At 65.5% G+C, this 11,909-nt stretch carries 14 protein-coding genes; 6 read left to right on the plus strand and 8 right to left on the minus strand.

What is annotated here, in order from left to right:
• Positions 1 to 90: 90 nt before the first annotated feature.
• The gene (locus AC3EC3_RS08210; RefSeq protein WP_488489088.1) at positions 91 to 1,014 is read right to left on the minus strand and encodes a DMT family transporter; all 924 of its coding nucleotides are present in this window, start codon (positions 1,012 to 1,014) and stop codon (positions 91 to 93) included.
• A gap of 477 nt (positions 1,015 to 1,491) precedes the next feature.
• On the opposite strand from AC3EC3_RS08210, the gene AC3EC3_RS08215 reads away from it, so the two are divergent.
• The 6 genes from AC3EC3_RS08215 to AC3EC3_RS08240 all read left to right on the plus strand — a co-directional run bounded on the left by AC3EC3_RS08215 (position 1,492) and on the right by AC3EC3_RS08240 (position 4,769).
• Positions 1,492 to 2,397 carry an SPFH domain-containing protein gene (locus tag AC3EC3_RS08215; protein ID WP_488489089.1) on the plus strand — a complete coding sequence of 302 codons (906 nt, stop codon included), beginning with the start codon at positions 1,492 to 1,494 and terminating at the stop codon, positions 2,395 to 2,397.
• Between the two features lie 20 nt (positions 2,398 to 2,417).
• Entirely contained in the window at positions 2,418 to 2,618 is a 201-nt protein-coding gene (locus AC3EC3_RS08220; RefSeq protein ID WP_488489090.1) for a type II toxin-antitoxin system antitoxin, read from the plus strand.
• A 6-nt stretch (positions 2,619 to 2,624) separates the two neighbouring features.
• Positions 2,625 to 2,927, plus strand: a complete 303-nt coding sequence (locus tag AC3EC3_RS08225) for a hypothetical protein (RefSeq protein WP_488489091.1) — start codon at positions 2,625 to 2,627, stop codon at positions 2,925 to 2,927.
• Positions 2,928 to 3,029: 102 nt separating this feature from the next.
• Positions 3,030 to 3,989 (plus strand): right-handed parallel beta-helix repeat-containing protein, encoded by a 960-nt coding sequence (locus tag AC3EC3_RS08230; RefSeq protein WP_488489092.1) that lies wholly within the window; start codon positions 3,030 to 3,032, stop codon positions 3,987 to 3,989.
• Between the two features lie 48 nt (positions 3,990 to 4,037).
• The gene (locus AC3EC3_RS08235) at positions 4,038 to 4,400 is read left to right on the plus strand and encodes a hypothetical protein (RefSeq protein ID WP_488489093.1); all 363 of its coding nucleotides are present in this window, start codon (positions 4,038 to 4,040) and stop codon (positions 4,398 to 4,400) included.
• Between the two features lie 69 nt (positions 4,401 to 4,469).
• Entirely contained in the window at positions 4,470 to 4,769 is a 300-nt protein-coding gene (locus AC3EC3_RS08240; RefSeq protein ID WP_488489094.1) for a hypothetical protein, read from the plus strand.
• A gap of 2 nt (positions 4,770 to 4,771) precedes the next feature.
• On the opposite strand, the gene ribA is transcribed toward AC3EC3_RS08240, so the two are convergent.
• The 7 genes from ribA to AC3EC3_RS08275 form a co-directional block, all read right to left on the minus strand.
• Positions 4,772 to 5,818: a GTP cyclohydrolase II gene (ribA, locus tag AC3EC3_RS08245; RefSeq protein ID WP_488489095.1), complete on the minus strand. Its 1,047-nt coding sequence runs from the start codon at positions 5,816 to 5,818 to the stop codon at positions 4,772 to 4,774.
• Between the two features lie 20 nt (positions 5,819 to 5,838).
• Complete coding sequence (locus tag AC3EC3_RS08250) at positions 5,839 to 6,627, minus strand: exodeoxyribonuclease III (RefSeq protein ID WP_488489096.1); 789 nt, start codon at positions 6,625 to 6,627, stop codon at positions 5,839 to 5,841.
• A gap of 289 nt (positions 6,628 to 6,916) precedes the next feature.
• A complete protein-coding gene (locus AC3EC3_RS08255; protein WP_488489097.1) occupies positions 6,917 to 7,573 on the minus strand; it encodes a LolA family protein in 657 nt (218 codons plus the stop codon).
• Positions 7,574 to 7,614: 41 nt separating this feature from the next.
• On the minus strand, positions 7,615 to 7,782 hold the full coding sequence (gene rpmG / locus AC3EC3_RS08260; RefSeq protein WP_008831595.1) for a 50S ribosomal protein L33: 168 nt from the start codon (positions 7,780 to 7,782) through the stop codon (positions 7,615 to 7,617).
• A 149-nt stretch (positions 7,783 to 7,931) separates the two neighbouring features.
• Complete coding sequence (gene ppk2 / locus AC3EC3_RS08265) at positions 7,932 to 8,729, minus strand: polyphosphate kinase 2 (RefSeq protein WP_488489098.1); 798 nt, start codon at positions 8,727 to 8,729, stop codon at positions 7,932 to 7,934.
• 13 nt (positions 8,730 to 8,742) lie between these two features.
• Complete coding sequence (locus AC3EC3_RS08270) at positions 8,743 to 9,555, minus strand: undecaprenyl-diphosphate phosphatase (protein WP_488489099.1); 813 nt, start codon at positions 9,553 to 9,555, stop codon at positions 8,743 to 8,745.
• Between the two features lie 177 nt (positions 9,556 to 9,732).
• On the minus strand, positions 9,733 to 11,901 hold the full coding sequence (locus tag AC3EC3_RS08275; RefSeq protein ID WP_488489100.1) for a M13 family metallopeptidase: 2,169 nt from the start codon (positions 11,899 to 11,901) through the stop codon (positions 9,733 to 9,735).
• Positions 11,902 to 11,909 lie beyond the last annotated feature (8 nt).

The raw sequence follows: 11,909 nt of genomic DNA on the forward strand, positions 1-11,909 counted from the left end.
CCGGCCCTCTCCCCCACCCGCCCTCCCACAGTGTATCCTTGATGGGAGGCCGGGTGGGGGAGAGGACCGGTGCCGCAAACAAAAAGACGCCTACTTCCCGTCGCCCGCCTTGGCCATCGCCAGGGCGGCGGCGAGGAGCACCATGCCTGCCACGTCCGCCACGCCCAGCGTCTCCCCGAAAGCCAGCCAGCCGACCAGCGCGGCGATGGCGGGCTGGGCCAGCAGCGCCATGCCGATCACCAGCGACGAGAAGTGGCGCAGCGAATAGATCAGCAGCCCCTGCCCCACCAGCTGGCTGCTCACCGCCAGCGCTATCAGCGGCGTCCAGTCGTGCGGCATGATTACCTCGCCCATCGCCAGCGCGATGGCGAGCGCGACCGGTGCGCTGGCCGTGGTCGAGACCAGCAGCAGCGGCACCGGCGCCATCCTGGAGCGCACGGCCCCGAGCAGGATGATGTAACCGGCATAGAACACCCCTGCGAGCACGCAGATCACATCGCCCAGCAGGTATTCGCTGCTCACTTCCAGCGAACTGCCCATCAGCAGTCCGGCCCCTGCCAGCGCGGCCAGGATCGCCGCCAGTTCCAGCCCACGCGGCGCCCGGCGCGCCGCGATCATCCCCCAGACCATCACCAGCAGACTGCCCGAATTGCCGAACAGCGAGGCATTGCCGACCTTGGTATGCTTGATGCCGATATGCCAGGCGGCCAAATCCGCGGCGAAGAACACGCCCGCCGCCGCAACCAGCAGCAAAGTGGACCGGCTCGCCGTCCGGGCCCCGGCGGGCAGGCGCAGGGTCGCAATCAGCAGCACCGGCAGCGCCAGCGTCAGCCGCCAGAACGCCGCCGCCACCGGACCGGTATCCGCCAGCCGCACCAGCCATGCCCCAAGCGCCAGCGCGACGTTCGCCGCCAGCAGTGCGCCCAGATGCAGCGGCGTCCAGCTGCGCACGGGAACATGTCCGGTCAGATCCGGGGCGGCTGATTCGAAAGGCTTGGTCGAGGTTACGGTCATGCCGCATCTGCTAGCCCCAGCCCTTCGCACGCGCACCACAAATCGTTGCGGAACCCTTTGCCTCCACCACGAGCGTCCGGACGCGGCAGTCGCGCGGCCACGAGGACCATCGCGCAAGGTTGTGTCGCTAACGGGAAATGAAGGCGCCGGCGCTATCCCAAGGGGGGGAGGGAGGGATAGACGCCGGCGCTCAAGGTCCAGGCCGCCATGGTGCAGGTCGCAGAGGGGGGAGGGAAGAGACCTGCGACGCCCTGGTCCTCAACATCTGTCCGAAAAATCAATACGATGCTCAACGTGGAAACAGCGATTACACGGAGCAGCGTTCACTTCCGGACGGAAGGACTGCGCGCCCCCTACAATCGATTCCCTTGCAACGCAACCCTTCGCAAACGCGAAACGATTGACCATGCACGCGAGAGTGATATTAATATGATATCATATTTAGGGGCAAACGTGATGTCTGATTCGCATCTTCCCATGAACGTCAGCAAAGAACGCGGCACCTGGTCGACCAGTGGCTATGCCGCGCTGCTGGCCATGCTGGCTCTGGTCGTCCTCGTCGTGGCTATGGTCGTCTATATCGCGCAAGCCCAGCCGACGACCGGCGCGGTACTCGGCTTTCTGGCCGTGGTGATCCCCTGCGGGCTGGCGACGGTATTCCTCGCGGCCGGTTTCTACATGGTGCAGCCCAATCAGGCCGCCTCGCTGACGCTGTTCGGCAGCTATCAGGGGACGGACCGCACCACCGGCCTGCGCTGGACCTGGCCGTGGCTGAGCAAGACCAAGGTTTCGGTCCGCGCGAACAACATCGTCTCGGAAAAGCTCAAGGTGAACGACCTGCGCGGCAATCCGATCGAGATCGCCACCAATGTCGTGTGGCGCGTGGCCGATACCGCGCAGGCGCTCTACGACGTGGACGATTACAAGGCCTTCGTCGATGTGCAGGTGGAAGCTGCCGTGCGCTCGATCGGCGCGCGCTACCCTTACGACGATGGCCCCTATAACGATGGCGAGACGGTCGAGATCACCCTGCGCGGCAGCCACGAGGATGTGAACCGCGAGTTGCGCGCCGAACTGATCGACCGCCTGCGCGTGGCGGGCATCACGGTAGACGAATGCGGCCTCACCCACCTCGCCTATGCGCCGGAGATCGCAGGCGCCATGCTGCGCCGCCAGCAGGCCGAAGCGGTGATTGGCGCAAGGCGCAAGCTGGTGGAAGGCGCGGTCTCGATGGTGGAGATGGCGCTCCAGCAACTCTCTGAAAAGCAGGTGGTCGAACTCGACGACGAGCGGCGCGCGGCGATGGTCTCGAACCTGATGGTCGTGCTGTGCGGCGAGCGCGAGACGCAGCCGGTGGTCAACGCCGGATCGCTTTACCAGTAAGTCAGCCGAGCCCTGTATTCATGTCGACCAAGAAAGCCTTCGCCCTGCGTCTCGATCCCGCGCTGCACGCCGCGATCGAGCGCAGCGCGGCGGGCGACATGCGCTCGGTCAATGCCCAGCTGGAAGTGCTGCTGCGCGAGGCGCTGACCCGTCGCGGCATGAAAGTCCCGGTCAGCGAGGCGCCTCGCCGCGGACGCCCGCCCCGCGATGAAGAGGAGTGAGGACACATGGTGAAGGACAAAAGTTTCCCGAATACTGCCGCCTCGCCTGATGGCGGCAGCGACAACGCGTGGTTTGCGCCCAAACGCTTCGGATACGGCTCGGGCCTGCCGGTCGCATGGCAGGGGTGGCTGGCTTACGCCCTGTACTTCGCGCTGGTGTTCGCGCTGGGATTCTGGGGCCGATACGGAGGCGAGAACGCGCGTCTCGGGTCGCTGGTGCTGATCCTGCTGGCGACCGGCCTGCTGGTCGTGCTGTGCGCAAAGAAAACTCGCGGCGGCTGGAAATGGCGTTCGGGCAAGATGGACTGAGCGCCATCGCGGCAGAAGCCCACGATTTTACAACCTGCCCCTGTTTGAGACTGATACCATTTGCGATTTGCGGGCTTTCCGGCGCGATGCGATACAGTCGCCATGCGTATCCCCCTGCCCCCCCGTGCTTCAGGCCTACTCGCCCTGATCCCCGTTGCTCTGGTCTCGACCGCCTCGGTCGCGCAGCAGGCACAGGCAGCCTATACCGTGGCCGAAAGCGGGCGCAGCTATGCCCGGCTGCAGGACGCGGTGGACGCCATCGGCGACGGACGCGGCACGATCCGCTTCGCCTCGATGCGCTTTGCCGACTGCGCGGTGCAGACCAAAGGTGACATCACGTACAGCGCCACCGTACCCGGCCAGTCAGTACTCGACGGCGTTCCTTGCGAGGGCAAGGCGGCGCTGGTGCTGCGCGGGCGCAGTGCCCGGATCGAGGGGCTGGTCTTCGCCGATATCCGCGTGCCCGATCACAACGGCGCGGGCGTGCGGCTCGAAAGCGGCAACCTCACCGTCTCGCAAAGCTGGTTCCGCGATTCCGAACAGGGCGTGCTCAGCGCCGACGATCCGCAAGGCGCGATCACCATCGATAAATCCACCTTCACGCGCCTTGGCACCTGCGAGGGTTCGGGCGGCTGCGCGCACGGGCTCTATATCGGCAATTACGGCTCGCTCACCGTCACCCGCAGCCGTTTCGAGGCGGGTACCGGCGGCCACTATTTCAAGAGCCGCGCCGCGCGCGTGACCATCGAGAACTGCAGCTTCGACGATTCGCAAGGCAAGGGCACGAACTACATGATCGACCTGCCAGAAGGCGCCACCGGGCGCATTGCGAACAACTGGTTTGTGCAGGGGCGCGACAAGGAGAACTACTCCGCCTTCATCGCCGTCGCGGCCGAGCACCACACCCACAGCGCCGATGGCCTGACCATCGTCGACAACAACGCCCGCTTCGCCCCCGGCATCGACCGCCGCAGCGCTTTCGTCGCGGACTGGTCGGGCGATGCGCTGAAGATCGGCGCGAACACGCTGGGGCCAGGCCTCGTCCGCTTCGAGAAGCGCTAACAGGACTGATGCTTGCGAGGTGACGCCCCAGCGCCTACCTCACAAGGTATGATCCGCCTGTTCTCCCTGCTGACCCAAGCCCGTATCGGGCTGCTGATCGTCTTGGCCACGATCGGGTTACAGGCAGCCATACCGATGCAGGCGCCGCTTGAGCGGGTTCAGGGCTCGGCCTTTTCGGCCAGCACTATCGACGTCGCGCTCGTCTCGCTGCGCCGGACCATGGCGCAAGCGCCGCAAGCCGCGCCACTGCCGCAGCCAGCCGTCCTGTTGCTGACGCTGCTGATACCCCTCGCCCTCGCGGCTCTGGCGATCCCGCCTGCTGCACCGCGCCTGCGCCCGCAAACGCGCGCGCCGCCGCCGCGCATCCATCCGGCGCGCCTGCCCGACAGCACCGCGCCTCCGCTGTCCTGATCTGCCCGTCTGCAACGCCGTACCGCTCCCGGTTTGGCTGTGCTCCCACGCATTTCAGGATTAGCCTACATGAACACCCAGACTTCCGGCGCGCTTGGCGCCGACGAACGCGGCCGCGTGGCCGCCCTGCTCGCGCGCTATCCAGCGCTGACGGCCGACGAACTGGCCGATGTAACCCACTGGTTCAAGCGTACCGCCACGCCTCTCGACGTCGGCACGCTGGCTTCGGACACCGCCATTACCGAACAGTACCGCCGTTACCGTGCCGAGCATCTCGACCGCTTCGGTGCGGCGGACATGCTCAAGGCGGCAATCTTCGTCGCTATTTTCCTGGCAGTGGCGGCAATCATCGTGGTGCTGATGCCTTAACCTTACAGAATATGCCCGGTCCGGTCCCGCTTGGTATCGAGATAGCGAGCATTGTGCGGGTTGGGCGGGAGCCGGTGCGGCACCCGCTCGACCACGTTCACGCCCACTTTCTGAAGCGCCGAAACCTTGGCCGGGTTGTTGGTCATCAGCCGGAGGCGCGAGACGCCCAGCAGGTCCAGCATGCGCGCCGCCACCGGAAAATCGCGCGCTTCGGTCGGCAGGCCCAGGCGGTTGTTGGCATCGACCGTATCGAAGCCCTGATCCTGCAACTGATAGGCGCGCAGCTTGTTGACGAGGCCGATGCCGCGCCCTTCCTGCCGCAGGTACAGCAGCACGCCCCAGCCGCCTTGCGCGGCCTCATCCGCCATCGCGTGGAGCGCGGCATCGAGCTGCGGCCCGCAATCGCACTTCAGGCTGCCGAGAATATCGCCGGTCAGGCATTCGGAATGCAGGCGCACCAGCGGAGCGCGGTCGGCATTCTGCTCGCCGATCACCAGCGCGACATGTTCGCGCAGATCGTCGAGCGCACGGAACGCCACGATCTCGGCATTCTCCGCCGCCGCCACCGGCAGCCGTGCCCGCGAGGCAAGGGCTAGGTGCACCGTGTTCTTCCACGCCGCCAGATCCTCGACGCTCACCGCCTGCGCTATTGGGACAGGTTCGGGCGAGACGAGGAAGGCCGGAAGGATGCCCGCCAGCCGCGCCAGCTCCATCGCGGCGCGCGCGCCTTCTGCGTCCTCCAGCGGCTCAGCCACGAACGGTCCGCGCATCGGATAGGACAGGTCGAGCGCGGGATCGGCCAGCGTCTGCGCCATCGCCAGATCGAAGCCGCCTGCGCCCCGGATCAGCACCGGCGCTTCGGGTACTGCCGCCTCGCGCTGGTTGGCGAGCTTGAGCGTTACCGCCCGCGCCGCCGAGATCAGCATGCGCTGCCCGGCGGCGTCCGGCGCGAAACCGGTCTCGGCGGGGAGCAGGACCGGCCCTTCACCCACCCGGATCGCCCAGCCATGGCGAAGCGCGTCAATGGCGAGCGCGACCCGGCGGGTCATTTCAACCGACACCTCCACGCTCAGAACGCGAATTCCGTGATCAGCGGGATGTGGTCGCTCGGCTGCTCCCAGCGACGGGTATCCTCGACGAAGTGGTGCCCGGTCGCCTGCGCGGCGAGATCGGGCGAGGCCCACATGTGGTCGAGGCGGCGGCCCTGGTCCTTCTGGCGCCAGTAGCTGCGATAGGACCACCAGGAATAGTTGCGTTCCGGTGCCGGGATGAATTTGCGGCCCAGATCCACCCAGTCGTGCGAATCGCGGAAGCGTGCCAGCGTCTCGACCTCCAGCGGCGTGTGGCTGACGACTTTCAGCAGCGCCTTGTGATCGTAGACATCCGATTCGAGCGGAGCGATGTTGAAATCGCCGACGATCAGCGTCGGGCGGTCGATCTTCTCGCCCCAGCGGGTCATGCGCTCCAGAAAGTCCAGCTTCTGGCCGAACTTGGGGTTCACCTCGCGGTCGGCCACATCGCCGCCGGCGGGGATATAAACGTTTTCGAGGATCGTCCCCTGCCCCGCGCCCAGCAGTTCCACGCCGACGTGGCGCGCCTCGCCATTGTCCTGCCAGTCATGACGGCTGAAATCGCGGAACGGGATGCGGCTGACCGTGGCGACGCCATGATAGCCCTTTTGCCCGTGGATCGCGCGGTGGGTATAGCCCAGCCGCTCGAACATCTCGTGGGGGAACAGCGGCTCGGCGACCTTGATCTCCTGCAGGCACAGCACGTCGGGCGCATGCTCGGTCAGGAAACGCTCGACCTGATCGAGGCGCAGGCGGACGGAATTGATGTTCCAGGTGGCGATTTTCATGCGCGCAGCCTTAGGAGCCTGATGCCCCCGCGCCAAGGACGCAGCGTCGAAATCGCCTACGAAAAAACCCTCGACCCGGGGGCAGGGGGTCGAGGGTTCGTTCAAGCGTTCGTCACGCTATATCAAAACGGCCCTTAAAGGAGGCGCGGGCAACAGGGGGGAAACCCGCCTCGGACCGTTCTGACAAAGCCCTTTTAGGACGGAGCGCCTGTCTCTTGGGTGAACGAGACGATCAATCCTGTCGCGATTTGTCGTTTATCCCGAACCAACCACGACAAACCGCCCGCGATCAGCGATGCCCCGCCTTCACGCGCGGGTCGTTCCACTTGAAGGCATTGGACGGAATCGCGACGCCATAGCGCTGGTTGGTCAGGCGAATCGTGGTGCGCTGGTTCTGCGCGTCGAGCGCGACCCAGTAGCTCAACTCCAGTCCGCCGGGCGCCGAGGCGTCCTTGGTGAAGATCAGCGTGATGACGCCATATTCGGGATGCGACGAATCGCGCACTTCCACGCTGATGACGTTAGGATTGCCGGTCGGGCGAATCACCCCCAGCTTCGAGACATCGCGCCGGGGATCGATGATCGCGCCAAGCGGGCTATTGCCGATCGGCCAGCGCGAGACCTGGTTGACGTCATAGTCGATCAGCGTCAGCGCCTTGCCGTCGCCCACGATCAGCATGTGCACCGAAGGCTCGTACTGGAAGCGGATGCGCCCCGGTCGCTGGAGCGTAAGCTTGCCGGTCACGACACTGCCGTTGCGGTCGGACTGGGCGAAGTCGGCGGTCATCGTGGTGATGCCGCGAAGCGCGGCCACGACCTGCTGCATCTGCGCAGATGTAGAATCGACCGCCAGAGCCGGGCTCGAAATCGAGACGGCAGGAACGGAAAGCGCGGCCAGAACGGCCGCGCCAACACAGGATCGAAAGGTCTTACGATATCGGTTCATGGCATCCCTTTTGGTTCAGGGCCTTGAACCGACCGTGAACCTTACTTGATCTTCGCTTCCTTGAACTCGACGTGCTTGCGCACGACGGGATCGTACTTCTTGAAGCTGAACTTCTCGGTGGTGTTCCGGGGGTTCTTCTTGGTGACGTAGAAAAAGCCGGTGTCGGCGGTCGACACCAGACGGATCTTGACGGTTGCGGGCTTCGCCATGGCGCTATCCTGTACTCTCTATAGCCGCCTGCCCGGTCTGTTGGCCGGCGTCCTGTCCGAATGAAACACATCGGGCGCCGCGACGCGCCGCCCTTGAAGGTCCGGCCCATTGCGCGATGGAGGCTGGAAAGTCAACCCGCAGCGCCGCTTCAACCACATGGAAACGGCTTGAGAGGGGGCAGAACCGTATATTCCTCGTGCCTGGGCGGAGCATCGAGCGGCGGCATGTCCAGCGCGGGCGGCTCCACATGGGTTTCCGGCAGCCGATCGAGCAGATCGCGAATCAGGGTGAGTCGGCCAAGGCGCTGGTCGTTGAAGTCCACCAGCGTCCACGGCGCCTGCTTGCTATGCGTGGCTTTCAGCATCGCATCGCGCGCCTGCGTATAGGCCTCGTACTTCTCGCGCGCGGCGAGATCCACCGGCGAGAGCTTCCAGCGCTTGAGCGGGTCTTCCAGCCGCTCGTGCAGGCGTTCTTCCTGCTTTTCCTGATCGCAGCCGAGCCAGTACTTGAACAACAGGATGCCATCCTCGACCAGCATCTTCTCGAACTTGGGCACCTGATGCAGGAACGCCTCGACCTGCGATTCGGTGGCGTAGCCCATGACGCGCTCGACACCGGCGCGGTTGTACCAGCTGCGGTCGAATAGCACGATCTCGCCCGCCGTGGGCAGATGCTCGACATAGCGCTGGAAATACCACTGCCCCTGCTCGCGCTCGCTGGGCGCAGAGAGCGCGACGGTGCGGCACTGGCGGGGATTGAGCTGGCCGCCGACGGCCTTGATCGCGCCGCCCTTGCCCGCGGTATCGCGCCCCTCGAACAGGACGACGATGCGCGCGCCGGAGGCTTTCGCCCAGCGCGCCATCGCCACCAGTTCCAGTTCGAGGTCTTCCAGCGCCGCCTCATAGGCTTTGCGCTTGAGCTTCTTGTGGTCATGACCCTTGGACATGACCGGGAGGCTATCAGGCGTGACCGAGCAGGTACAGCGCCAGCGCGCCGACGACGATGCGATACCAGGCAAACGGCCCGAAGCCCGAACGGCTGACGAAGGCCATGAACGCCTTGATCACCACCAGCGCGACGATGAAGGCGACGACGAAGCCGATGCCGATCAGGCCCCAACCGACCGTGCCGGTGCCCGCCATCAGATCGTGGCGTGCGCCCCACAGCTCCAGCGTGGTCGCGCCGATCATCGTGGGAACAGCGAGGAAGAAGCTGAACTCGGCAGCGGTGCGGCGCTCCACGCCCATCGCCAGCGCGCCCATGATCGTCGCGCCCGAACGGCTCACGCCGGGCACCATGGCCAGGCACTGGGCGAGGCCGACGCCGAGGCACTTGACCACCGGCAGTTCGGCAACGCCCGTCAGCGGGCCTTGTTTAGCCACCTTCTCGACGCCGAGGATGGCGATACCGCCGATGATCAGCGCCCAGGCGACCACCACCGGGGCATCGAGCAGCGCCTCGATATAGTGCTTGAGCAGCAGGCCCAGCACCGCAGACGGCAGGAAGGCGATCAACACGTTGCGGGTAAAGCGCACCGAGACGGGCTTCAGCTTGAGCAGTCCCGCCCCGACCGCCCAGAAGGTGCGCCAGAACTGGACAATCACCGCCAGGATCGCGCCCAGCTGGATGACGATGTTGAAGGTCGCCCATTGCGCCGCGTCGTAGCCGAACAGGCGGGTGGCAAGGATGAGATGCCCGGTCGAGGAGACGGGCAGGAACTCGGTGAGGCCCTCGACGATGCCGAGGAGAATTGCGGTGAAGGTCAGGGTCATCGGCCGCAGGTCATGCCGCACGCAGGCCTCAAGTCAAGCCACCGCGAGCCGCATCGAAAAATTAGTGCGATGGGTACTTTTTTACAGGACTCTCCGTGCGCAGCAAAGCCGAGAAAAAACCGGCCGATCACGTAAGCGACCGACCGGTTTTTTTAAACTGCGGATCGGGGTTCTGGCTTACCAGGTCCGCACGCGGTCGGCGGGGGCCTGATAGAGCTTCTCGCCCGGCTTCACGTCGAACGCCTTGTACCACTCATCGAAGTTACGGACGATGCCGTTGATGCGGTAGTGCGGCGGCGAGTGCGGATCGGTTTTCAGGAACTGGCGAGCCTGCGCTTCACGCACGCGCGAGCGCCAGACCTGTGCCCAGGCCATGAAGAAGCGCTGGTCGCCGGTGTACCCGTCGATCACCGGCGCCGGCTTGCCGCCGAGCGAGAGGTGATAAGCCTCGTAGGCGACGCTGAGGCCGCCCAGATCGCCGATGTTCTCGCCCATGGTCAGGCGACCGTTCACGCAGGTCTTGCCATCGTCGAACGGGCAGAAGCTGTCGTACTGCGCCGCCAGCTTGTCCTGGATCTTCTGGAACTTGGCGGTGTCCTCCGGCTTCCACCAGTCGCGCAGGTTGCCCTGCCCGTCGGACTTGGCGCCCTGGTCGTCGAAGCCGTGGCCCATCTCGTGGCCGATCACCGCGCCGATGCCGCCGTAGTTCACTGCCGGGTCCGCCGACAGGTTGAAGAACGGGGGCTGCAGGATCGCCGCGGGGAACACGATCTCGTTATAGGTCGGGTTATAGTAGGCGTTGATCGTCTCGGGCAGCATCATCCACTCCGAGCGGTCGACCGGCTGGCCGATCCGGTTCATCTCGAAGGTGTTCTCCCACGCGCCAGCGGCGATCATGTTGCCCAGCGGATCGGTGGGCGAGAAATCTAGCCCTTCGTATTCCTTGAACTTGGCAGGCTCGCCGATCTTGGGCGTGAAGGCATCGAGCTTGGCGATCGCTTCCTTACGGGTGGCCTCGCTCATCCACGACAGGTTCGCCAGCTTTTCGCCCATCGCCTTGCGCAGGTTGACGACGAGCTGCGTCATCGCTTCCTTTTCGGCAGGCGGATAGTACTTGGCGGCATAGAGCTTGCCGAGCAGTTCGCCCGCCTCGCCCTCGACCATGGCGATGCCGCGCTTCCAGCGCGGACGCTGGGCCTGCGCGCCGCTCAGCACCTTGCCGTAGAACGCGAAGTTGGCATCATCGATGTCGGTCGGCAGCACCGGCGCATAGGAGCGCAGGAAATGCGCCGCGAGCCAGGCCTGCCACGTCGAGACCGGCACGTCGCTGATCAGCTTCGCGGTCGCCGGGACGCCGCCACCGAATTCGGCGGCAGCCTTGGCGGCGTCGATATGCGCGGCCTTGAGTTCGTCGGCTGTCGGCGGCATCTCGTCTACAAGGACGTAGCTCGCCTTGCCCGCGCCCGAGGCTTCGAGGAAGGTCTTGAGCAGATCGCCCTCACCCAGCGCTTCGAATTCGGCGGTGGTCAGCTTGTTATAGGTCAGGTCAGGGTCACGGCTGGCGGCGCGGTCCCAGTCGTTCTGCGCCATGCGCGTTTCCAGCGAGAGCACCGCCTTCGCCGAAGCCGCCGGATCGGCATAACCCGCCTTGCCGAGCAGGAAGGTCAGGTAATCGACGTACTTGGCGCGAATCGCCTTGGCGCGATCATCCTGCCCCAGGTAATAGCTGCGGTCCGGCAGGCCGAGGCCCGACAGGCCGACGCCGAGTGCATAGACGTCGCTCTGCTTCGCATCCGCGCCGACATAGGCGCCCAGCGGCGAGGCATAGCCCGGCGTCGCGAACAGCTTGACAAGATCCTCGGGCGTCTTGGCGGCGTAGATACGCTGGAGATAGGGCTGCACCGGGGCAAGGCCCGCCTTGTTGATCGCGTCCACGTCCATGAACGACTTGTAGGCGGCAGCAATGCGCGCACCGTCGCTGCCAGGTGCCTGCGGCGTGGAGGTCAGGCCATCGAGGATACCGCGAAGACGCACCTGCGACAGGTCCGCCAGCGTATCGAACGAGCCGATGCGGGTCTTGTCGTCGGGGATCGGGTGGCTGGCCACCCAGCCGTTGTTGACGAAGGCATCGAAGTCGTCACCCGGCTTCACGCTCTTGTCGACATACTGGGTCTGAATGCCGAACTGGCCCCAATTGGTCTCGGGCTTGACCTCGGTCGAAGCGGCGGCGGGGGCGGCATCGTCCGCAAGGACCGGCGCGGCGGCAAGGCCCAGCGACAGCGCCGCAGCGGCGACACCGGCGGCCAGCACGCGCTTTGCGCGAGCGGTGGAAAGCAATTCGGGCATGGATACCC

The sequence above is a fragment of the Novosphingobium sp. BAM6 genome, assembly GCF_057784955.1.

Bases quoted from the DNA above. Each gene is read 5' to 3' on its own strand.
- AC3EC3_RS08210 (WP_488489088.1), bottom strand. From the start codon at position 1,014: ATGACCGTAACCTCGACCAAGCCTTTCGAATCAGCCGCCCCGGATCTG.
- AC3EC3_RS08215 (WP_488489089.1), top strand. From the start codon at position 1,492: ATGAACGTCAGCAAAGAACGCGGCACCTGGTCGACCAGTGGCTATGCC.
- AC3EC3_RS08220 (WP_488489090.1), top strand. From the start codon at position 2,418: ATGTCGACCAAGAAAGCCTTCGCCCTGCGTCTCGATCCCGCGCTGCAC.
- AC3EC3_RS08225 (WP_488489091.1), top strand. From the start codon at position 2,625: ATGGTGAAGGACAAAAGTTTCCCGAATACTGCCGCCTCGCCTGATGGC.
- AC3EC3_RS08230 (WP_488489092.1), top strand. From the start codon at position 3,030: ATGCGTATCCCCCTGCCCCCCCGTGCTTCAGGCCTACTCGCCCTGATC.
- AC3EC3_RS08235 (WP_488489093.1), top strand. From the start codon at position 4,038: ATGATCCGCCTGTTCTCCCTGCTGACCCAAGCCCGTATCGGGCTGCTG.
- AC3EC3_RS08240 (WP_488489094.1), top strand. From the start codon at position 4,470: ATGAACACCCAGACTTCCGGCGCGCTTGGCGCCGACGAACGCGGCCGC.
- ribA (WP_488489095.1), bottom strand. From the start codon at position 5,818: ATGACCCGCCGGGTCGCGCTCGCCATTGACGCGCTTCGCCATGGCTGG.
- AC3EC3_RS08250 (WP_488489096.1), bottom strand. From the start codon at position 6,627: ATGAAAATCGCCACCTGGAACATCAATTCCGTCCGCCTGCGCCTCGAT.
- AC3EC3_RS08255 (WP_488489097.1), bottom strand. From the start codon at position 7,573: ATGAACCGATATCGTAAGACCTTTCGATCCTGTGTTGGCGCGGCCGTT.
- rpmG (WP_008831595.1), bottom strand. From the start codon at position 7,782: ATGGCGAAGCCCGCAACCGTCAAGATCCGTCTGGTGTCGACCGCCGAC.
- ppk2 (WP_488489098.1), bottom strand. From the start codon at position 8,729: ATGTCCAAGGGTCATGACCACAAGAAGCTCAAGCGCAAAGCCTATGAG.
- AC3EC3_RS08270 (WP_488489099.1), bottom strand. From the start codon at position 9,555: ATGACCCTGACCTTCACCGCAATTCTCCTCGGCATCGTCGAGGGCCTC.
- AC3EC3_RS08275 (WP_488489100.1), bottom strand. From the start codon at position 11,901: ATGCCCGAATTGCTTTCCACCGCTCGCGCAAAGCGCGTGCTGGCCGCC.